Below are 20743 nucleotides of genomic sequence, written 5' to 3'. Positions count from 1 at the left end.
TCTTATACGCTCTTTGACAACATTTTCCTGTGGGTATGGATCGACATAACGATACCAAACCCGGCCATGAGTACGATCAGGGCAGAACCCCCGTAACTGATCAGTGGCAGCGGTACGCCCACCACTGGCAGGATACCACTCACCATACCAATATTTACGAACACATAAACGAACAAAATCAACATTAAACCACCGGCCATAACGCGCCCGAATGTGGTTTGCGCCCGGGCGGCAATCCACAGCCCACGCATAATCAGCAATACATATAGCGCCAGCAAAATCAGGATACCGATGAGGCCCAGCTCTTCTGCCAGCACGGCAAAGATAAAGTCGGTATGGCGTTCGGGCAGAAACTCCAGTTGCGACTGGGTTCCATGCAGCCAGCCTTTACCGCTCAGACCGCCGGAGCCGATGGCGATTTTTGACTGAATAATATGATAGCCCGCGCCGAGCGGATCGGTTTCCGGATCGAGCAGCATCATCACGCGCTGGCGCTGATAATCATGCATCAGGAAGAACCACAACACCGGGATAAATGCCGCTACCAGCACTGCGGCAATGCCAATCAATCGCCAGCTTAACCCGGAAAGAAACAGCACAAACAGCCCGGAGAGCACCACGAGGATCGAGGTTCCCAAATCCGGTTGCGCCGCCACCAGCAGCGTCGGCACGAAAATCAGCGCCAGCGCGATTGCGGTATTTTTCAGCGAAGGCGGGCAGACATCGCGGTTAATAAAGCGCGCCACCATCAACGGTACGGCTATTTTGGCTATTTCTGAAGGCTGGAAACGCACCACGCCCAAATCGAGCCAGCGCTGCGCGCCTTTTGAGATAGCGCCGAAAGCGTCCACCGCGACAAGCAACACGACGCAGAAAATGTAGAGATAGGGCGCCCAACCTTCATAGACGCGTGGCGGCACCTGCGCCAGGATAACCATGATAATCAGCCCCATGGCGATTTGGCCGATTTTGCGCTCGGTCATACCGATATCCTGGCCGCTGGCGCTCCAGATAACGATCGCGCTGTAAAACAGCAGCGCAAGGATAATCAGCAGCAGCACCGGATCGATGTGGATTTTATCCCAGAACGATTTCTTGTTCGGATTATCCGTCATGTTATTGGTCCTCCACTGCTGCCGTGGACGGGTTTTCCGTTGGCAGCTCGGTGTTGTTATCGCCAAGCATAATGTGATCGAGGATCTGGCGCATAATCGTACCCACCGCCGGACCAGCGCCACCGTTTTCCAGAATGACGGCGACGGCGACCTGCGGGTTGTCGTAAGGGGCGAATGCCGTCATTAGTTTATGGTCGCGCAGACGTTCGGCAATACGGTGGGCGTTATAGGTTTCGTTGGCTTTCAAGCCAAAGACCTGGGCGGTACCGGATTTCGCCGCGACTTTGTACGGTGCGTTGGCGAAATACTTATGACCCGTACCGTTCGGACGGTTGGCTACTCCATACATCCCGTCTTTGGCAATCTCCCAGTAGCCAGAGTGAATATCACCCACCGGCGGCTGGGCAGGCTGTTGCCACGGCACTTGTTTGCCATCTTCTACCGTGCTCATCAGCAGGTGCGGCACTTTAACAACGCCATCATTGATCAGTGTCATCATCGCTTTGTTCATCTGCAATGGCGTTGCTGTCCAGTAACCCTGGCCGATCCCTACTGGAATGGTATCGCCCTGATACCAGGGCTTTTTAAAGCGCTTCAGTTTCCATTCGCGGGTTGGCATGTTCCCGGCGCGCTCTTCCGAGAGGTCAACGCCGGTATAGTGACCGTAGCCAAATTTGCCCATCCATTCTGCCAGGCGGTCAATGCCCATATCATAGGCGACCTGATAGAAGAAGGTATCGGCGGACTCTTCCAGCGACTTGGTAACATTCAGGTGGCCGTGACCCCATTTTTTCCAGTCGCGGTAACGTTTTTCCGAGCCGGGTAATTGCCACCAGCCGGGATCGAACAAGCTGGTATTGCGCGTGATCACCCCGGCGCTGAGTGCGGAAACGGCCACATACGGTTTTACCGTCGACGCAGGCGGGTAAACCCCTTGTGTGGCGCGGTTGATCAGCGGCGTATTTGGGTCGTTTAACAGTGAAGAGTAATCTTTGCTGGAAATGCCATCGACAAACAGGTTCGGGTCGTAGCTTGGCATCGACACCAGCGCGAGAATGCTGCCATTGCGTGGATCGGTCACGACCACGGCGGCACGGCTACCGGCGAGCAGCGTTTCAATATATTGCTGGAGTTTTAAATCCAGCGTCAGGTAGATATCGTGACCGGCCTGCGGCGGCACCTCTTTGAGCTGACGGATCACGCGGCCGCGGTTGTTGACTTCCACCTCTTCATAACCGGTCTGACCGTGCAGCACATCTTCGTAATAACGCTCAATACCCAGTTTACCGATATCGTGGGTGGCAGCGTAGTTTGCCAGCTTGCCCTCTTTATCCAGCCGTTCGACATCTTTATCGTTAATTTTCGACACGTAGCCAATAACGTGCGTCAGCGCAGAACCATACGGATAAAAGCGGCGCTTATAGCCCTTGACCTCAACGCCGGGAAAACGGTACTGGTTCACCGCAAAGCGCGCCACCTGAACTTCCGTCAGGTTAGTTTTTACCGGGATTGAGGTGAAGCGGTGCGAGCGTGAGCGCTCTTTTTTGAAGTTGGCAATATCGTCGTCATTCAGATCGACCACATCGCGCAGGGCATCCAGCGTTTGCTGCACATCATCGACTTTCTCCGGCATCATCTCGACCTGATAGATGGTGCGGTTCAGCGCCAGCGGCGTGCCGTTGCGATCGTAGATAATGCCGCGGCTGGGCGCGATAGGCACCAGCTTGATGCGGTTTTCGTTGGAGCGGGTCTGGTAGTCCGCAAAACGGACGATTTGCAGGTTATAAAGATTGGCTACCAGCACGCCGGTAAGCAGCAAAATCCCCGTAAAAGCGACCAGCGCCCGGCGCACAAACAGCGCGGACTCAGCCGTATAGTCGCGAAAAGAATTCTGTAATTTCATCCGCTGCTTAATCTACCCAAGACTCGTCGTTACTCACGGTGATAAGGATGGTTGGTGGTAATACTCCATGCGCGATACAGGCTTTCGGCAACCAGCACGCGCACCAGCGGGTGAGGTAACGTTAGCGCAGAGAGTGACCAACTTTGTTCTGCCGCCGCTTTGCAGGCTGGGGATAACCCTTCCGGCCCGCCAATAAGCAAGCTGACATCGCGCCCGTCTTGCTTCCAGCGTTCCAGTTCGTTTGCCAGCTGCGGCGTATCCCAGGGTTTGCCCGGAATATCGAGGGTAACGATACGATTTTTGCCAGCCGCGGCCAGCATCAGTTCACCCTCTTTATCGAGAATGCGTTTGATATCTGCGTTCTTGCCGCGCTTTCCCGCCGGAATTTCGATTAACTCGAACGGCATATCTTTTGGAAAGCGGCGCAGGTATTCACTAAAACCTGTCTGTACCCAGTCCGGCATTTTCGTGCCGACGGCGACCAGTTGCAGTTTCACGCATTAACCCCAGAGTTTTTCCAGTTCATACAGGCGACGGCTCTCTTCCTGCATGACGTGGACAATGACATCGCCTAAATCGACAACGACCCAGTCCGCGGCGCTTTCACCTTCGACACCCAGCGGCATCATGCCGGCGGCGCGCGATTCCTGCACCACATGATCCGCAATAGAGATAACGTGACGCGTAGATGTACCGGTGCAGATAATCATGCAGTCGGTGATACTGGATTTACCCTGAACGTCAATGGCGACGATATCCTGACCTTTCAGGTCATCAATTTTGTCGATAACAAAATCCTGGAGTGCTTTACCCTGCAAGTGTTCCCCCTGGGGTGAGTGAAAAATGTACTGTTAATGAACGGCCTGACATTATACCTGAACTGCATCGATTGTCGGGGTATGAGAGACCCGGCAAGTTTAAAAGTTGGCTATCATCCCATCACGGGCGCGTGATTGCATTGCCATTTTTGTAAAACAATTTCTGCGCGCGGAGGATAACAGCCTGTGAGGGCGTGTCAATGACCGAATCAGCGGTGTGAATAGGATGCATGAAAAACAGGCTATGCATCGTCCGCGTGCCATGCTGCCCGGCTATTTAATACCCGCAGCGTGGCGAAATCATCATGGATATCAATAGCGCTCCAGCACCCTTGATCAACACGAAAATGCCACAGTGACGCAGCAGGCATGTTGAGCAAACGGGCGATCAACAAACTCAACACTCCCTGATGGCTGGCGATCAACACATTCTTGTGCTGACTTTTTATATCGGCAACGAGCGCAATAACTTGCTCAATTCGTGCAGAAAATGCCTGAAATCCTTCACCATTGGTTGGAACGGCGTGCTGCCAGTCGGTACACCAGGCGGCATAGCTTTGCGGATCTTCTCGCGTTAAATCGCGATGATGGCGCATTTCCCAGTCGCCAAAAAACATCTCATTGAGTAATGGTGTGGTATGAACGGTCAGCGTGCGCGATTCCAGCACGCGTGCGGCCGTCTGCTGCGCGCGCTCCAGTTCGCTACACAGCACATAATCGAAGGGTACATGAGCGAGTAAATCGCGCAGAGTTTTCGCCTGCGCCAGCCCCTTGGGCGTCAGCGGAGTCGGTGAATGACCGCTATAAAGCCCGGCGACATTCGCTTCGGTTTCTCCATGGCGTATCAGCCAGAGTCGCATGATGGTCTCCCGTCTGGATTTGTGCGCAAAGTTTACCATCGCGCCCTCAATCACGGCCTCTTTTTCGTTTAAGATAACGGCTTTTAACCGGAGCGGAAGATGGCTTTGTTTCACAGTGCGCACGGTGGCAACACGCGTGAGGCGGCAGAACTGTTGGGGATATCAGCGGAGCAGTTGCTTGATTTCAGTGCCAACATTAATCCGGCTGGCATGCCGGCATCGCTTAAACATGCGTTGCAAAATAATCTGTCGCTCGCCGAGCGCTACCCGGATGTTGAGTATCAGCGTCTGCATCAGGTGCTGGCGGCTCATCACCAGGTTCCTGCTTCATGGATACTTGCCGGAAATGGTGAAACGGAAGCGATCTTTGCGCTGGTCAACATGCTTAAGCCACGTCAAGCGATGCTGATAACGCCTGGGTTTGCCGAGTATCGTCGGGCGCTGGCGTTGGTGGCGTGCGGGATTCGCGACTATCAATTACGTGAGACTGATGGCTGGCAGCTTACTGATGCGTTGCTGGGCGCGCTGACCGCCGATCTCGACTGTTTATTTCTCTGTACACCCAATAACCCCACCGGTTTGTTGCCGGACGAGCCTCTGCTGCACGCGATTGCCGCACGTTGCAAATCGCTGGGAATTGCGCTTGTCCTCGACGAAGCCTTTATGGATTTTATTGCCGAACGCGAAGGTTTTATTCCTTATCTGGCAAACAATCCGCACGTTTGGGTGCTGCGTTCACTCACCAAGTTTTACGCCATTCCTGGCCTGCGACTGGGGTATGTGCTGGGCAGCAACGAACAGCAAGTCCGGTCTATGCGCGATGCGCAGATGCCGTGGTCCATCAATGCCTTTGCCGCGCTCGCCGGTGAGGTGATTTTGCAGGACAGTGACTATCAGCAGGCAAGCTGGAACTGGCTCAATAACGAACGTCCGCGTCTGTTCGCCGCGCTAAGTGTGCTGCCGGGGTTAACGGTCTGGCCTGGCTGTGCAAACTATCTTTTTTTGCGCTGTGACGTGCCGGGTCTGGAGTTACAACAGGCCTTGCTTTCCCGCCATATTTTGATTCGTAGCTGCGCCAATTATCCAGGGCTGGATGCGCGCTATTATCGTGTGGCGGTGCGAAGCAAAAGGGAGAATGATCGGCTCATCGCTGCCATGACGGCGGTGATCAGCGGTACAAACCCTGCTCGTTGATATATGCCAGGACGGACTCAGGGAGCAGATCATCGCACTTTTCACCGTGCTCCAGCCGTTCACGGATAAGCGTTGCCGAAATGTTGAACCACGGCGTTTCGGCAAGGTAAATCCGTCCGGCGGGTAAAACATGCAGCTCTTCAGGATTGGTGGTGAGATGGGCTTCCAGCCACTGCTGGTGCGCTTCCTGCTCCATCGTCAGCGGGTAACCCGGGCGGCGGCAGACAATCAGATGGCAGTTATCCAGAATGGTCTCGTAGTGATGCCAGGTGGGGAAGGTGAGCAGTGAATCCTGGCCAATGATAAACGCCAGTGGGTGTTGCGTACCTTGCTCTTCCCGCCACTCCTGTAAGGTTTGCGCCGTGTATGATGGGGTGTCGCGGCGAAGTTCGCGTTCATCAAGGGTGAATAAGGGCTTGTCGGCAATGGCCAGCTCGACCATTTTTTTGCGTTGCTGGCTGCTGGCCTCCGGTTGTGCACGGTGTGGCGGCACGTTATTGGGCATGATGATCACCCTGGAAAGGCCAATCTGGTTCGCCAGCGCTTCCACAGGTTTCAGGTGTCCATAATGGACCGGATCGAATGTACCGCCAAACAGTGCCTGCAACTGATTCATATCAACCATCAATAAAAACGTCTGCCAGTGCCTTATGACAGAGTAGCAGAGAAAGCCCTTCAAGCTCGGCCCAGACCGACTGCCCAAAATCCTGCTTCACAATCAGCTCAATGCGGCTCAGCAAATGGACTGCCTGGCGTAACTGATCGAGGCTCAGGCGATTAAGCGCATCGCCCGTGACACCCCGGCGGTTTTGCCACACCCGATGCTTGTCAAACAGCGCGCGCAATGGCGTGTGTGCTGACTGGCGTTTCAATGTCACCAGCAACAGCAATTCCCGTTGCACGGTACGCAGCAGGATCACAGGCTCACACGCTTCCAGTCGCAACTGGGTGAGAATGTGCAACGCGCGTTTGCTTTTCCCGGCAAGTAGCGCATCAACCCAGTGGAAAGGTGTGAAGTGCGCCGCGTCGTTTACCGCATGTTCCACACGGGGCAGGGTGAGTTTGCCATCCGGCCACAGTAGCGCCAGGCGTTCCAGCGCTTGTGCCAGTGCCAGTAAGTTTCCTTCGTAGCAATAACAAAGTAACTGATTGGCGGCGTCGTCCAGTTCCAGTTTGTTTTGCTTTGCTCTGGCGGCAACCCAGCGCGGCAGATTCGCCTGCTCCGGCGTCTGGCAGCTTACCTGCACGGCACGATTATTTAACTGCGTTATCCATGCCGCGTTTTCCTGCGCTTTGGTCAGCTTGTTCCCGCGCACCGTCAAAATCAGGTCGTCATGCAGCAGGCTAACCAGCTTTGCCAGCTGTTCATTGATAGCCGCGTTTGGGCCATTTTCGGGCAGCTGTAACAGTAACGTCTGGCGACTGGCGAACAGACTCAATGCCTGGCAGATGGAGAAAATCGCATCCCAATCCGTGCTGGCATCCAGTGTGAAGGTATGGTGTTCGATGAAGCCCTGTTCAGCGGCGACCTGACGCACGGCGTCCTGGCTCTCTTGCAACAGCAGCGGATCATTACCGAGGAGTAAATACGCCGCGCGCAGCCCTTCATTAAGCTGCGCGCGGAGTTGTTCCGGATACAACCTGAGCATTAGCTACCCGGTTGCGTGGAGGAGGAGCCAGTCGTCGAGGTGGCGGCGTCCTGCGTGCTTTTCGCATCTGCCGTATGTACGCTAGGCAGCTTACGAATCAGTTGTTCGGCTGCTTTGTCGTACATCTCCTGAACGATCATCTCCTGCTCTGCGGCTTTCGCCAGTGCCGTTTGCGGGTTATCAAAGAAGGAACGATAAACTTTGGTATTGATCGGGTAAATATCATGACCCGGGATCAGTACGCTGGCGTTTACGGTCAGCACCATTTGATATTCCGCAGTTCTGCCATCCTGGAAAACAGAAGCCGTGTCACTGGTGATACTTGATGCGAGAAGACGTAGCGAAGGCACGTCCTGACGCGTTGATCCTTTCTCCAGCAAGCTAATACCGTTCAGACGCAACTGGCTGCGGATCGCGCGGCTCAGTGGGCCATTCGGATCCCCGGAGTCAAAGATCATCGTTTTCATTTCGCTCGGCACCTGCGTGGTATTACGCAGATGCCAGCCACATCCGGCAGTGATTAGCACCGCCAGTGATACGAACAATGTAGCCAGATATCGCACGCTTCCTCCCGCGCTTAGCCAACGACCAGATTAAGCAGTTTACCCGGTACGTAAATCACTTTACGCACGGTCACGCCATCAAGATATTTTGCTACCAGATGTTCCTGGCCTGCGCGTTCACGCACCTGTTCTTCCGTCGCGTCAACGGCAACAGTAATTTTACCACGCACTTTACCATTGACCTGGACGACAACCAGCGTGGTGTTTTCAACCATCGCTTTTTCATCAGCTACCGGCCACGGTGCGTTGTCGATGTCGCCTTCGCCGCCCAGTTCCTGCCACAGCGTGAAGCTGGCGTGTGGGGTGAACGGGTTAAGCATACGTACCACCGCCAGCAGGGCTTCCTGCATTAAGGCGCGATCCTGCTCGCTCTCCTGCGGCGCTTTCGCCAGTTTGTTCATCAGCTCCATAATCGCCGCGATAGCGGTGTTGAAAGTCTGACGACGACCAATATCATCGGAAACTTTCGCGATAGTTTTATGCACGTCGCGGCGCAGAGCTTGCTGGTCTTCACTCAGCGCAGCCAGATCCAGTGCGGCAACAGCACCCCGAGCGGTATGTTCATAAACCAGTTTCCAGACGCGTTTCAGGAAGCGGTTCGCGCCTTCTACGCCGGATTCCTGCCACTCCAGTGTCATATCGGCTGGCGATGCAAACATCATGAACAGACGCACGGTGTCCGCGCCGTAACGCTCAACCATTTCCTGCGGGTCGATACCGTTGTTTTTCGACTTGGACATTTTACTCATGCCGGTATAAACCAGCTCGTGGCCCGCCGGATCGGTCGCTTTGACAATGCGCCCTTTCTCGTCACGTTCAACAATGGCATCTTTCGGCGAAACCCAGTTACGCTCGCCGTTTTCACCCACGTAATAGAACGCATCGGCCAGTACCATGCCCTGGCACAGCAGCTGTTTCGCCGGCTCATCGGAGTTCACCATGCCCGCGTCGCGCATCAGTTTGTGGAAGAAGCGGAAGTAGAGCAGGTGCATGATGGCGTGTTCGATGCCGCCAATATAAATATCTACCGGCAACCAGTAATTTGCCGCTTTCGGGTCCAGCATACCTTCGTTGTGCTGCGGGCAGGTATAACGCGCATAGTACCAGGAAGACTCCATAAAGGTGTCGAAGGTATCGGTTTCGCGCAGCGCCGGTTGGCCGTTGACGGTGGTTTTCGCCCACTCAGGATCGGCTTTAATCGGGCTGGTGATACCGTCCATGACAACATCTTCCGGCAGGATAACCGGCAGTTGATCTTCCGGCGTTGGAATAACGGTGCCATCTTCCAGCGTCACCATCGGGATGGGCGCGCCCCAGTAACGCTGACGGGAAACGCCCCAGTCGCGCAGACGGAAATTCACTTTGCGCTCGCCCACGCCTTTGGCCGCCAGTTTGTCGGCAATGGCGTTAAAAGCAGCGTTAAAGTCGAGACCGTCGAATTCGCCGGAGTTAAACAGCACGCCTTTTTCGGTCATCGCTTGTTCGCTCAGATCCGGCGCGCTGCCGTCAGAGTTGAGAATGACCGCCTTGATCGGCAGATTGTATTTCGTGGCAAATTCGTAGTCGCGCTGATCGTGACCCGGAACGGCCATCACCGCACCGGTGCCGTACTCCATCAGCACAAAGTTTGCCGCCCATACCGGGATGGCTTCGCCGGTCAGGGGGTGAATGGCTTTCAGGCCGGTATCAACGCCTTTTTTCTCCATCGTCGCCATATCGGCTTCCGCAACTTTGGTGTTACGGCATTCGTCGATAAAGGACGCCAGCTCCGGTTTGCTTGCGGCAGCTTGCTGCGCCAGCGGATGGCCTGCCGCAACGGCCAGATAGGTTGCGCCGATAAATGTGTCCGGGCGGGTGGTGTAGACCGTCAGTTTCTGGTCGCTGTTCTGCACGTCGAAGGTGATCTCCACGCCTTCAGAACGGCCAATCCAGTTGCGCTGCATGGTTTTCACCGTATCCGGCCAATGATCCAGATTATCCAGGTCATTCAGCAGCTCGTCAGCGTAAGCGGTGATTTTAATAAACCACTGCGGGATCTCTTTACGCTCAACTTTGGTATCGCAGCGCCAGCAGCAGCCGTCGATAACTTGTTCGTTCGCCAGCACGGTCTGATCGTTCGGGCACCAGTTCACCGCGGAGGTTTTCTTATAGACGAGACCTTTTTTGTACAGCTCGGTGAAGAACTTCTGTTCCCAACGGTAATATTCCGGGGTGCAGGTCGCCAGCTCGCGGCTCCAGTCATAGCCGAAACCCAGCATTTTGAGCTGGTTTTTCATGTACGCAATGTTGTCGTAAGTCCACGGTGCCGGTGCGGTGTTATTTTTTACCGCCGCGCCTTCAGCCGGCAGACCAAACGCATCCCAGCCAATCGGCTGCAGCACGTTTTTACCCAACATGCGCTGATAACGGGAGATCACATCGCCGATGGTGTAGTTACGGACGTGGCCCATGTGTAGTCGGCCAGAAGGATAGGGGAGCATCGACAAGCAATAGTATTTCTCTTTGCTCTCGTCTTCAGTGACTTCAAATGTGCGCTTCTCTTCCCAGTGGCGCTGTACTTTGGATTCTATCTCTTCCGGGCGGTATTGCTCTTGCATGGCAGCCAGTAGTCCTGTTTTTGCTACAGCTACAAATGTAGCGTTGTTACGTGATTTTTCGAAAGGCATAGCATAGCCCAAACGCCACTCTCAAAACAGCCTTTCCGCGAGGCGGGAATGAAATTGCCGCAGCCGTTGGCGGCGAATTTTTTGTCGACAGTGCGGGCGAGTCGGCACAGCGAGTAAGAAATAACGTCTACCATTAGAGAGAGTTACTGAACCGGGAGGCGAAACGATGAACAAGGTTGCTCATTTTTACCGTGAACTGGTGGCGGCGTTGACCGAGCGTCTACGCAATGGAGAGCGTGATATTGACGCCCTGGTTGAACAAGCGCGCCTGCGCGTGGCTAAGACCGGTGAGTTAACGCGCACCGAGGTTGACGAGTTGATGCGCGCCATTCGCCGCGATCTGGAGGAGTTCGCCCTCAGTTACAGCGAAAGCCAGGAAGAAGTCACCGACAGCGTATTTATGCGGGTGATTAAAGAGAGTATCTGGCAGGAACTGGCGGATATCACCGATAAAACGCAGCTTGAGTGGCGTGAAGTGTTCCAGGATCTCAATCACCACGGTGTCTATCACAGCGGCGAAGTGGTAGGACTCGGGAATCTGGTCTGCGAGAAGTGCCACTTTCATCTGGCGGTCTATACGCCGGATGTGTTGCCGTTATGCCCGAAATGTGGACATGACCAATTCCAGCGCCGCCCGTTCGAACCATAATCCAGAAAGCGCCTGCCCGGAGCGGGCAGGCGCAGGTTGTTAATGCAGGATTTTTGCGAGGAAGTCTTTTGCACGTTCGGATTTCGGATTATCGAAGAAGGCGTCTTTCTCTGAATCCTCGACAATTTTCCCTTCATCCATAAAGATCACCCGGTTCGCTACTTTGCGGGCAAAGCCCATTTCGTGGGTCACCACCATCATCGTCATGCCTTCGTTTGCCAGTTCAACCATGACATCCAGCACTTCGTTGATCATCTCTGGATCGAGTGCCGAAGTCGGCTCATCAAACAGCATCGCCACCGGATCCATACAGAGCGCACGGGCAATCGCCACACGTTGCTGCTGGCCGCCGGAGAGCTGCGCCGGAAACTTATTCGCATGCGCTGACAAGCCAACGCGCTCCAGCAGCTTGAGCCCTTTTTCCCGTGCGGAGGCTTTATCACGTTTGAGCACTTTTACCTGCGCCAGCGTCAGGTTTTCGATAATCGACAGGTGCGGGAACAGTTCAAAGTGCTGAAACACCATCCCGACGTGAGAACGCAGCTTTGCCAGATCGGTTTTCTTGTCATTCACTTTGGTGCCGTTGACGAGAATCTCGCCTTTTTGCACCGGTTCCAGACCATTGACGGTTTTAATCAGCGTGGATTTACCGGAGCCGGACGGCCCACAAACCACCACCACTTCGCCTTTTTTCACTTCGGTGGAGCAATCGGTCAACACCTGAAAGTGACCATACCATTTAGAAACATTTTTCAGGGAAATCATTAGACGGTCCTTTTCTTCAGCCAGCTGACCAACAGCGAAGCACTAAGACTGATAACAAAATAAACTGCACCGGCAAACAGGATCATTTCGACCTGCGTACCATCACGCTCGCCAATTGTTGAGGCCGTGCGGAAGAAATCCGCCAGACTCAGGACATACACCAGCGAGGTATCCTGGAACAGGACGATCCCCTGCGTAAGCAGCAGCGGCACCATGGCGCGAAACGCCTGCGGCAGGATGATGAGCTTCATCGACTGCCAGTGCGTCATCCCCAGCGCCAGTGCGGCACTGGACTGCCCGCGGGAGATACTCTGGATGCCGGCGCGAATAATTTCTGAGTAGTAGGCCGCTTCAAACATTGAGAAGGCCACCATCGCGGAAATCAGGCGGATATCGGTTTTCGGTGACAGGCCAAGCACGTTTTGCAGAAAGCCCGGCACAATCAGATAGAACCACAGCAGCACCATGACCAGGGGAATGGAGCGGAACACGTTCACGTAGCTCTTGGCGAACCAGCGCAGCGGGGCGAAAGTCGACAGGCGCATCACCGCCAGCAGCGTTCCCCAGATTATGCCGACCACAATAGCAATAGCGGTGATTTTCAGCGTCACCACCAGCCCGGCCCACAGATAGGGCAGGGAAGGGATCACAGAACTCCAGTCAAACTCATACATGATTATTTGCCCCCCATATTGCCCGGCAGGCGAATTTTGCGTTCAACCAGGTTCATCGCCAGCATGATGATGGCGTTAATCACCACATACGCGACGGTGATGGCAGTGAAGGATTCCCATGCGTGTGCCGAGTAATCCAGCAGTTTCCCCGCCTGCGCGGCCATATCGACCAGGCCGATAGTGGAGGCGATGGCCGAGTTTTTTACCAGGTTCATCATCTCCGAGGTCATCGGCGGCACAATCACGCGATAAGCGTTTGGCAGCAACACATAACGGTAGGTTTGCGGCAGCGTCAGCCCCATTGCCAGACCGGCATTTTTTTGCCCGCGCGGTAGCGACTGAATCGCGGCGCGTACCTGCTCGCAAACACGCGCTGCGGTAAACAGCCCAAGACAAATCATTGATGAGAGGAAGAACTGGATATTCGGATCCAGTTCTGATTTGAACCACATGCCGATATCTTCTGGCAGTAGTTCCGGTACCACCAGGTACCAGGTAAAAAACTGCACAATCAGCGGCACGTTGCGGAACAGTTCGACATAAAGGGTGCCAATGCCGGACAAGAAACGGTTAGGGACGGTACGCAGAATGCCAAACAGGGAACCGACCAGAAAAGCGATAATCCAGGCCGTCACGGAAAGCGCGATAGTGACCTGAAAACCACTCCATAGCCAGCCAAGATAGGTGGTGTTGCCGAACGGGGCCTGTTGCAGGAAGATCCCCCAGTTCCAGTCTATGGACATAAATCTACTCCGGAAAAAAAAGGGTAGCAGCGCTACCCTCGAAGATTGTGTGAAGAGCGAGTTTTCGTGTTGAGTGGGGAACGACCGCTCAGCATATAGTCTGTCCGTGCTACTTCGACAATCGAGAGGGCAGGTAAACCCGCCCCTAATGGTTTTAATTAGTTCAGAGCTTTGTCATTCGGTTCTTTGAACAGCGCTTTCATATCGTCAGAGAGATCGAAATTGAGGTTCATGTTTTTTGGCGGAATTGGGTTTTTAAACCATTTATCGAAGGATTTTTCCGCCGCACCGGATGTCTGCAACTGAGCGATGGTGTCATCCATCAGCTTTTTGAACTCAGGATCGTTTTTACGCAACATACAGCCATAGGCTTCTTTTGATTGCGGCGTGCCAACGATGTCCCAGTTGTCCGGTTTTTTCGCTTTCGCACGTTCACCCGCCAGCAGCGCGTCATCCATCATAAAGGCTACCGCACGACCGCTTTCCAGCGTACGGAACGAGTCGCCATGGTCTTTCGCGCTGATAATGCGCATGTCCATTTTCTTCTCGTCGTTCAGCTTGTTCAGCAGGATTTCTGAGGTAGTGCCGGAAGTCACAACAACCGCTTTGCCTTTCAGGTCGGCGAAGTCTTTAATCGGACCGCCTTTTTTGGTCAGCAGACGTGTGCCAACCACGAAAATGGTGTCAGAGAACGCCGCTTGTTTCTGACGTTCAACGTTATTGGTGGTGGAACCACACTCAAAATCGAAGGTGCCGTTTTGCAGCAGCGGGATACGGTTTTGTGACGTGATTGGAATCAGTTTTACCGCCAGATCCGGCTTATTCAGTTTTTTCTTCACCGCTTCAACGATAGCGTTGGAGTAGTCCTGGGAGTAACCGACGACTTTTTGTTCATTGTCGTAGTAGGAGAACGGTACGGAAGATTCGCGGTGACCGACGACGATAACGCCGTTTTTAGCAATTTTAGCCAGTGTAGCTTGTTGATCAGCCGGCGCTGCGTCGGCAGGTTTTGCATCTTCAGCATGCACCAGACCGGCGGACAGTCCCATCACCAGCATCGCGGCGGCCAGTTTACGTAATTGCATATCCAGACTCCTTTATCGTCAGCGCCAGAGACGCGTATTGATACCCATTGTGTGTATTGTGTTTTTGTTGTTCTGCGACAATATCGTGCAGTGTCGTGTGTGTTTGTTACATTCAGTCTGGCTTAATGTAAAGATTTTGCTGCGGTATTGTTTATTTTTGCGAGGCGCGCCGCACCGTTTAGAGGCAAAAATCTTCCATTGCACCAGATTGGTGCTGCTGCTGTTTCCTGCTGGTGCGACGTAAGTTGCACATAAGCGGATTACATAGCTGCCTGATAGATATAAGCAAACCGCATGCCAAAACGGCCTAATCGTAAATTTTGTGTAGCGAAGAGAGGATGCCCGGCAAGCAGATCGCCACCGGGCAGAACAACGAGGAGAGGGATTAACGGCGGCGCTGACGCAAGCCCATCACCAGGGCGCCAAAACCCAGCAAGGCGGTGATAATCCACAGCGGCCAGTTACCCGTGCGGGCATACGGCGTGAGACCAGAGGTTGGCGTCACCTTCGCGGTTAATACTTCACGAGTAAATTGCGGGATCATCGCCTGGATTTCACCCTGCGGGCCAATGACTGCAGTGATGCCATTATTGGTGCTCCGCAACAGCGGGCGCGCCAGTTCCAGCGCACGCATCCGCGCCATCTGGAAGTGCTGCCACGGGCCGATGGATTTGCCAAACCAGGCATCGTTAGAGATGGTCAGCAAGAAATCGGTATCCGGACGGAAATTATCACGCACCTGTTCGCCAAGAATGATTTCGTAGCAGATTGCCGCCGTCAGCGTTAGCCCATGCGCCGACAGCGGAGGCTGTACATAAGCACCACGGCTGAATGAGGACATCGGCAAATCGAAGAAGGGTGCCAGCGGACGCAGAATCGACTCCAGCGGTACAAACTCGCCAAACGGTACCAGATGGTTTTTGTTATAGCGATCGCTTGAGCTGTAGCTATAAGCGTTGTCTTTGCCCAGCGTAATGATGGTGTTGTAGGTATCGTAACGGTTTTGCTTGTTGAGACGTGAATCGACAATCCCGGTGATAAGCGTACTGTTGTTTGCCCGCAGCAGATTATCCATGGCGCTTAAAAAGCGTTGCTGGTTAATTTCCAGATCCGGAATGGCAGACTCCGGCCAGATAATCAGCTGCGATTTACCCATCACCTGCTCACTGGCTTCGCTGTAGATTTTCAGCGTATTGAGCAGCTGGTTTTCGTCCCACTTCATTGATTGTGGAATATTCCCCTGCACCATCGACACCTGAGTGGTGCGCTCCGGCAGCAGTTGATACCACTGGATATAACGCAGCGGGATGGGCAGAGCGAACAGCACGACGGCGACAACCAGCGGGCGCAAGCGACGCTGCGCTATCGCCAGTACCACCAGACCGCTTACCACCATCAGTAAGAAATTGATTGCTTCAACGCCAAGCACCGGCGCAAGACCTTTCAGCGGCCCATCTATCTGGCTGTAACCAAACTGGAGCCACGGGAAACCGGTCAGCACCCAGCCGCGCAGGAACTCGGTAATTTGCCAGACAACCGGCGCGGCAACGGCCAGGCGCAACCAGGTAGTATGCGGCCACAGACGCGACAAAATACCGGCGAACAGCCCGGTGTAGAGCGACAGATAGGCCGCCAGCAGCACCACGAGGAAGATATTGACCGGGCCAGGCATGCCGCCAAACTGGGCGATGCTGACATACACCCAGTGCACACCGCTGCCAAACAGGCCAAGCCCCCAGAAATAACCAATCCAGGCAGCCTGCAACGGGCGGCGGTTCAGGGTTAAACCCTGCAGACCAATCAGAGAGATAAGTGCGGCGGGCCAGAAGTCATAAGGAGAAAAAGCCAGCGTTCCGCTGGCTCCGAATAACAACGCCAGCAGCAGACGTATGCGCTGGCGCTCAAACAATGCGGCAAATACCATTTACATTACTCATCCAGTTTCGGTTGCGGAGAATCATCCGGCATTCTGACATGGACCTGAATAATACGTCGACTATCAGCCATAGCGACCTTGAATTGGTAACCATCAATGTCAATCGATTCGCCGCGCGCAGGCAAGTGACCAAACGCCTGCATCACCAGACCGCCAATGGTGTCTACTTCATCATCACTGAAGTGGGTGCCGAAGGTTTCATTGAAATCTTCAATCGGTGCCAGTGCGCGTACTGTCCATGTGTGGCGGCTAAGCTGGCGGAAATCGATATCCTCTTCTTCGTCATATTCGTCTTCGATTTCGCCGACAATAAGCTCGAGAATATCTTCAATCGTTACCAGGCCAGAAACGCCGCCGAACTCATCAATAACGATAGCCATATGGTAGCGCTGGGAACGGAACTCTTTCAGCATGCGATCAACACGCTTGCTTTCCGGCACCACTACCGCCTGGCGTAACACTTTTTCCATGCTGAACGCTTCGGCGTCGCTGCGCATAAAAGGCAGCAAATCCTTAGCCATCAGGATCCCTTCGATGTGATCTTTATCTTCGCTAATCACCGGGAAACGCGAGTGGGCAGACTCGATAATGACATCGAGACATTCGTCCAGCGTCTGGTTGCGTTTCAGGGTAATCATTTGGGAGCGGGGGATCATGATGTCGCGAACGCGCTGGTCCGCAATATCCATTACCCCTTCCAGCATGTCGCGCGTATCGTTGTCGATAAGCTCGTTCTGCCCGGAGTCTCGGATCAGTTCCAGCAGTTCATCACGGTTTTTCGGTTCGCCGTGAAAGAGCTGGCTGAGTAAAAGGGAGAAGAATCCCTTTTTGTTGGTGGTGTTGTCGCTACTGTGTGAGTTATCGTCGCTCATGGCGTCGTGTGGGTTCTCGTGTTGGTTAATCTGTCGCGCGTCGCGCGTAAACTCAGCGCCGGACGGCATTTTTAGCGAGTGGCGCGCAGCAATCTGCGCGCCAACTTACTCTTTCTCGGAAATGTACGGATCCTCATAGCCCAGAGCAAGCATTATCTCTGTCTCGATCCCTTCCATCTCTTCGGCTTCATCATCCTCAATATGATCGTAACCGAGCAGGTGTAAACTACCGTGCACCACCATGTGCGCCCAGTGTGCGTCCAGCGGTTTGCCTTGCTCCTGGGCTTCCTGTTCCACCACCTGGCGGCAAATGATCAAATCGCCAAGCAGCGGCATCTCGATGCCCGGCGGCGCTTCAAACGGGAAAGAGAGCACGTTAGTCGGCTTATCTTTCCCGCGGTAGGTCAGGTTCAGTTCATGGCTTTCCGCATTGTCGACCACGCGAATGGTGACTTCCGCTTCTTCCTGAAACTGCGGGATAACGGCGTCAAGCCACTTCTGGAACTGCGCTTCTTCCGGCAGGCCGCTGTTATCTTCACACGCCAGCTGTAGATCAAGGATCACCTGACTCATTTCTGCTCCTGCTCCTGGGCTTCGCGTTTGCGCTCGGCGACCAGTTCTGCTTTACGTTTCTGTTCGGCCTCTTCCCAGGCTTCATAGGCGATAACGATGCGGGCAACCACCGGATGGCGCACCACATCTTCGCTGTGGAAGAAGTTAAAGCTGATTTCGTCGACGTTCGCCAGCACTTCGATGGCGTGACGCAGACCGGACTTGGTGTTGCGCGGCAGGTCAATCTGCGTGACATCGCCGGTAATCACCGCTTTGGAGTTAAAGCCAATACGCGTCAGGAACATCTTCATCTGTTCGATGGTGGTGTTCTGGCTCTCATCAAGAATGATAAACGCGTCGTTTAGCGTACGACCGCGCATATAGGCTAACGGCGCGACTTCAATGACGTTGCGCTCAATCAGCTTTTCGACGCGTTCAAAGCCAATCATTTCAAACAGCGCGTCATACAGCGGGCGCAGATAAGGATCGACTTTTTGGCTGAGATCGCCGGGCAGGAAGCCGAGTTTTTCACCTGCTTCTACCGCCGGGCGCGTCAGCAGAATGCGGCGTACTTCCTGACGTTCCAGTGCATCCACTGCTGCGGCGACCGCGAGGTAAGTTTTACCGGTTCCCGCCGGGCCAACGCCGAAGGTGATGTCGTGATCGAGCATATTGGCGACGTACTGCGCCTGGTTCGGCGTGCGCGGTTTAATCACACCACGCTTGGTCTTGATATGAATCGCTTTGCCGTACTCCGGCACGCTCTCGGCGCTCTGCTCCAGCACGCGCGCTTCTTTGATAGCCAGATGGATCTGTTCCGGTTCGATATCCTGGATCTGGCCGCGCATCGGCGCGGTATCGACATACAGGGTGCGCAGAATATCGGCGGCGGCATTAACGCAAATTTCGCGTCCGGTGAGTTTGAAGTGATTATCGCGGCGGTTGATTTCGATGCCCAGTCGCCGCTCCAGTTGTTTGATGTTGTCGTCAAACGGGCCGCACAGACTTAGCAGACGTGCATTGTCCGCTGGCTCAAGGGTAATTTCACGCGTATCTATATTCAAACTGTTCCTCTTTTCGATGTGTCGAGGGCTATGCCCATTAGGGAATTATTCACGGCATATAAAGAAGTCGCAAGCATTGCGCAAGATGTTGGGGTCGGCGAGGGGAAAAGCAAGGCCTGCCAGAAATGGCAGGCCGGTGGTATTACGGTTGGTACAGACCGACGCCGAGGTCGTTCTCTTTACGCGTACGGGCAATAACAGATTGTGGCGATTCCACCACGCGCAGACCCATTTCTTCTTCGGTACGCACCAGCACGCCGCGCAGGGAATTCGGGTAGACATCGACGATTTCCACATCGACAAATTTACCGATCATCTCTGGCTTGCCTTCGAAGTTCACCACGCGGTTATTTTCGGTGCGGCCGGACAGCTCCATGATGTTCTTACGCGAAGTCCCTTCCACCAGGATGCGCTGCGTCGTGCCAAGCATACGGCGGCTCCAGGCCATCGCCTGCTGGTTAATACGCTCTTGCAGAATGTACAGGCGCTGTTTTTTCTCCTCTTCCGGCACATCATCTACCATATCGGCAGCGGGCGTGCCCGGGCGTGCGGAGAAGATAAAGCTGTAGCTCATGTCGAAGTTAACATCGGCAATCAGCTTCATGGTTTTTTCGAAGTCTTCGGTGGTCTCACCCGGGAAGCCGACGATAAAGTCGGAGCTAATCTGAATGTCCGGGCGCGCCTCGCGTAGCTTACGGATGATCGCTTTGTATTCCAGCGCGGTATGCGTGCGGCTCATCAGATTCAGTATGCGGTCAGAACCACTTTGCACCGGCAGATGCAGGAAGCTCACCAGCTCCGGCGTGTCGCGATAGACGTCAATGATGTCATCGGTGAACTCAATAGGGTGGCTGGTGGTGAAACGGATGCGATCGATACCATCAATCGCCGCCACCAGACGCAGCAGCTCGGCAAAGGTGCCAATACTGCCGTCAAAGTTCTCACCGCGCCAGGCGTTCACGTTCTGGCCGAGCAGGTTCACTTCACGCACGCCCTGCGCCGCCAGTTGCGCGATCTCAAACAGGATGTCATCGGCAGGGCGGCTGACTTCTTCACCACGGGTATAAGGCACCACGCAGTAAGTACAGTATTTGTTACAGCCTTCCATGATCGATACAAACGCGGTCGGACCTTCGGCGCGCGGTTCCGGCAAACGGTCGAATTTTTCAATTTCCGGGAAGCTGATATCGACCACCGGGCTACGGGTGCCGCGCACGGAGTTGATCATTTCCGGCAAGCGGTGCAGGGTTTGCGGCCCAAAAATAATGTCGACATAGTGCGCGCGCTGGCGAATATGATCGCCTTCCTGAGACGCCACGCAGCCGCCAACACCGATAATCAGATCGGGGTTTTTCTCTTTCAGCAGCTTCCAGCGGCCCAACTGATGGAAGACTTTTTCCTGAGCCTTTTCACGGATTGAGCAGGTATTAAGCAGCAGCACATCCGCTTCTTCCGCCACCTCGGTCAGTTGATAGCCGTGCGTGGCATCCAGCAGATCGGCCATCTTCGATGAATCGTATTCGTTCATCTGACAGCCCCAGGTTTTTATGTGGAGTTTTTTTGTCATCGACTTGCTCTTGCTTAAGTTCGTATACCCTGAGTATGACGGGTATCAGCCAGGATTGCAGGCCGCGT

At 54.3% G+C, this 20743-nt stretch carries 20 protein-coding genes; 2 read left to right on the top strand and 18 right to left on the bottom strand.

Annotated features, from left to right (window positions below; genetic code table 11):
- Window positions 1–2 precede the first annotated feature (2 nt).
- The 5 genes from mrdB to O3S68_RS10550 all read right to left on the bottom strand — a co-directional run bounded on the left by mrdB (window position 3) and on the right by O3S68_RS10550 (window position 4696).
- On the bottom strand, window positions 3–1115 hold the full coding sequence (gene mrdB / locus O3S68_RS10570; protein WP_020457005.1) for a peptidoglycan glycosyltransferase MrdB: 1113 nt from the start codon (window positions 1113–1115) through the stop codon (window positions 3–5).
- Window position 1116: 1 nt separating this feature from the next.
- Entirely contained in the window at window positions 1117–3018 is a 1902-nt protein-coding gene (gene mrdA / locus O3S68_RS10565) for a peptidoglycan DD-transpeptidase MrdA (protein ID WP_020457006.1), read from the bottom strand.
- Between the two features lie 29 nt (window positions 3019–3047).
- Entirely contained in the window at window positions 3048–3515 is a 468-nt protein-coding gene (gene rlmH / locus O3S68_RS10560; protein WP_017455886.1) for a 23S rRNA (pseudouridine(1915)-N(3))-methyltransferase RlmH, read from the bottom strand.
- Between the two features lie 3 nt (window positions 3516–3518).
- Window positions 3519–3836: a ribosome silencing factor gene (rsfS, locus tag O3S68_RS10555; RefSeq protein ID WP_017455887.1), complete on the bottom strand. Its 318-nt coding sequence runs from the start codon at window positions 3834–3836 to the stop codon at window positions 3519–3521.
- A gap of 242 nt (window positions 3837–4078) precedes the next feature.
- Window positions 4079–4696 (bottom strand): adenosylcobalamin/alpha-ribazole phosphatase, encoded by a 618-nt coding sequence (locus O3S68_RS10550; RefSeq protein WP_045509062.1) that lies wholly within the window; start codon window positions 4694–4696, stop codon window positions 4079–4081.
- 99 nt (window positions 4697–4795) lie between these two features.
- Here O3S68_RS10550 and cobD point away from each other — a divergent pair, with 99 nt between their 5' ends.
- Entirely contained in the window at window positions 4796–5890 is a 1095-nt protein-coding gene (cobD, locus tag O3S68_RS10545) for a threonine-phosphate decarboxylase CobD (protein WP_269231444.1), read from the top strand.
- On the opposite strand, the gene nadD is transcribed toward cobD, so the two are convergent.
- From nadD to leuS, 4 genes are read right to left on the bottom strand one after another with little or no spacing between them, the layout of a single operon-like run.
- A complete protein-coding gene (nadD, locus tag O3S68_RS10540; protein ID WP_269231678.1) occupies window positions 5865–6506 on the bottom strand; it encodes a nicotinate-nucleotide adenylyltransferase in 642 nt (213 codons plus the stop codon). The genes cobD and nadD overlap by 26 nt on opposite strands.
- A gap of 1 nt (window position 6507) precedes the next feature.
- The gene (gene holA / locus O3S68_RS10535) at window positions 6508–7539 is read right to left on the bottom strand and encodes a DNA polymerase III subunit delta (RefSeq protein WP_020457011.1); all 1032 of its coding nucleotides are present in this window, start codon (window positions 7537–7539) and stop codon (window positions 6508–6510) included.
- Complete coding sequence (gene lptE / locus O3S68_RS10530; RefSeq protein ID WP_044489592.1) at window positions 7539–8102, bottom strand: LPS assembly lipoprotein LptE; 564 nt, start codon at window positions 8100–8102, stop codon at window positions 7539–7541. The genes holA and lptE overlap by 1 nt, the downstream gene beginning before the upstream one ends.
- Before the next feature lie 14 nt (window positions 8103–8116).
- Entirely contained in the window at window positions 8117–10699 is a 2583-nt protein-coding gene (leuS, locus tag O3S68_RS10525) for a leucine--tRNA ligase (RefSeq protein WP_269231443.1), read from the bottom strand.
- Window positions 10700–10934: 235 nt separating this feature from the next.
- Here leuS and O3S68_RS10520 point away from each other — a divergent pair, with 235 nt between their 5' ends.
- A complete protein-coding gene (locus O3S68_RS10520; RefSeq protein WP_020457014.1) occupies window positions 10935–11417 on the top strand; it encodes a zinc ribbon-containing protein in 483 nt (160 codons plus the stop codon).
- A gap of 39 nt (window positions 11418–11456) precedes the next feature.
- Here the strand turns inward: O3S68_RS10520 and gltL are convergent, their stop codons facing one another.
- From gltL to miaB, 9 genes are all read right to left on the bottom strand, one after another.
- Window positions 11457–12182 carry a glutamate/aspartate ABC transporter ATP-binding protein GltL gene (gene gltL / locus O3S68_RS10515; RefSeq protein ID WP_269231442.1) on the bottom strand — a complete coding sequence of 242 codons (726 nt, stop codon included), beginning with the start codon at window positions 12180–12182 and terminating at the stop codon, window positions 11457–11459.
- On the bottom strand, window positions 12182–12856 hold the full coding sequence (gene gltK / locus O3S68_RS10510; RefSeq protein ID WP_020457016.1) for a glutamate/aspartate ABC transporter permease GltK: 675 nt from the start codon (window positions 12854–12856) through the stop codon (window positions 12182–12184). Before gltK ends, gltL begins: the two co-directional genes overlap by 1 nt.
- 2 nt (window positions 12857–12858) lie before the next feature.
- Window positions 12859–13599: an amino acid ABC transporter permease gene (locus O3S68_RS10505; RefSeq protein ID WP_020457017.1), complete on the bottom strand. Its 741-nt coding sequence runs from the start codon at window positions 13597–13599 to the stop codon at window positions 12859–12861.
- Between the two features lie 158 nt (window positions 13600–13757).
- On the bottom strand, window positions 13758–14684 hold the full coding sequence (locus O3S68_RS10500; RefSeq protein ID WP_017455899.1) for an amino acid ABC transporter substrate-binding protein: 927 nt from the start codon (window positions 14682–14684) through the stop codon (window positions 13758–13760).
- Window positions 14685–15069: 385 nt separating this feature from the next.
- Window positions 15070–16608, bottom strand: a complete 1539-nt coding sequence (lnt, locus tag O3S68_RS10495; protein ID WP_269231441.1) for an apolipoprotein N-acyltransferase — start codon at window positions 16606–16608, stop codon at window positions 15070–15072.
- A 5-nt stretch (window positions 16609–16613) separates the two neighbouring features.
- Complete coding sequence (gene corC, locus O3S68_RS10490; protein ID WP_044489811.1) at window positions 16614–17492, bottom strand: CNNM family magnesium/cobalt transport protein CorC; 879 nt, start codon at window positions 17490–17492, stop codon at window positions 16614–16616.
- Between the two features lie 105 nt (window positions 17493–17597).
- The gene (gene ybeY, locus O3S68_RS10485) at window positions 17598–18065 is read right to left on the bottom strand and encodes an rRNA maturation RNase YbeY (protein WP_045508988.1); all 468 of its coding nucleotides are present in this window, start codon (window positions 18063–18065) and stop codon (window positions 17598–17600) included.
- Window positions 18062–19108 (bottom strand): PhoH family protein, encoded by a 1047-nt coding sequence (locus tag O3S68_RS10480; protein WP_269231440.1) that lies wholly within the window; start codon window positions 19106–19108, stop codon window positions 18062–18064. The genes ybeY and O3S68_RS10480 overlap by 4 nt, the downstream gene beginning before the upstream one ends.
- A gap of 142 nt (window positions 19109–19250) precedes the next feature.
- Window positions 19251–20675 (bottom strand): tRNA (N6-isopentenyl adenosine(37)-C2)-methylthiotransferase MiaB, encoded by a 1425-nt coding sequence (gene miaB, locus O3S68_RS10475; RefSeq protein ID WP_020457022.1) that lies wholly within the window; start codon window positions 20673–20675, stop codon window positions 19251–19253.
- Between the last annotated feature and the right edge of the window lie 68 nt (window positions 20676–20743).

It is taken from the genome of Kosakonia sp. SOY2, from assembly GCF_027109175.1.
Classification (GTDB): Bacteria; Pseudomonadota; Gammaproteobacteria; order Enterobacterales; family Enterobacteriaceae; genus Kosakonia.
The sequence above is the reverse complement of the archived record's forward strand: the minus strand, read 5'-3'. Positions and strand labels throughout refer to the sequence as shown.

Excerpts from the sequence above, each read along its gene's own strand:
- mrdB (WP_020457005.1), bottom strand. The coding sequence starts at position 1,115 with ATGACGGATAATCCGAACAAGAAATCGTTCTGGGATAAAATCCACATC.
- mrdA (WP_020457006.1), bottom strand. The coding sequence starts at position 3,018 with ATGAAATTACAGAATTCTTTTCGCGACTATACGGCTGAGTCCGCGCTG.
- O3S68_RS10550 (WP_045509062.1), bottom strand. The coding sequence starts at position 4,696 with ATGCGACTCTGGCTGATACGCCATGGAGAAACCGAAGCGAATGTCGCC.
- cobD (WP_269231444.1), top strand. The coding sequence starts at position 4,796 with ATGGCTTTGTTTCACAGTGCGCACGGTGGCAACACGCGTGAGGCGGCA.
- nadD (WP_269231678.1), bottom strand. The coding sequence starts at position 6,506 with ATGAATCAGTTGCAGGCACTGTTTGGCGGTACATTCGATCCGGTCCAT.
- holA (WP_020457011.1), bottom strand. The coding sequence starts at position 7,539 with ATGCTCAGGTTGTATCCGGAACAACTCCGCGCGCAGCTTAATGAAGGG.
- leuS (WP_269231443.1), bottom strand. The coding sequence starts at position 10,699 with ATGCAAGAGCAATACCGCCCGGAAGAGATAGAATCCAAAGTACAGCGC.
- O3S68_RS10520 (WP_020457014.1), top strand. The coding sequence starts at position 10,935 with ATGAACAAGGTTGCTCATTTTTACCGTGAACTGGTGGCGGCGTTGACC.
- gltL (WP_269231442.1), bottom strand. The coding sequence starts at position 12,182 with ATGATTTCCCTGAAAAATGTTTCTAAATGGTATGGTCACTTTCAGGTG.
- gltK (WP_020457016.1), bottom strand. The coding sequence starts at position 12,856 with ATGTATGAGTTTGACTGGAGTTCTGTGATCCCTTCCCTGCCCTATCTG.
- O3S68_RS10505 (WP_020457017.1), bottom strand. The coding sequence starts at position 13,599 with ATGTCCATAGACTGGAACTGGGGGATCTTCCTGCAACAGGCCCCGTTC.
- O3S68_RS10500 (WP_017455899.1), bottom strand. The coding sequence starts at position 14,684 with ATGCAATTACGTAAACTGGCCGCCGCGATGCTGGTGATGGGACTGTCC.
- lnt (WP_269231441.1), bottom strand. The coding sequence starts at position 16,608 with ATGGTATTTGCCGCATTGTTTGAGCGCCAGCGCATACGTCTGCTGCTG.
- corC (WP_044489811.1), bottom strand. The coding sequence starts at position 17,492 with ATGAGCGACGATAACTCACACAGTAGCGACAACACCACCAACAAAAAG.
- ybeY (WP_045508988.1), bottom strand. The coding sequence starts at position 18,065 with ATGAGTCAGGTGATCCTTGATCTACAGCTGGCGTGTGAAGATAACAGC.
- miaB (WP_020457022.1), bottom strand. The coding sequence starts at position 20,675 with ATGACAAAAAAACTCCACATAAAAACCTGGGGCTGTCAGATGAACGAA.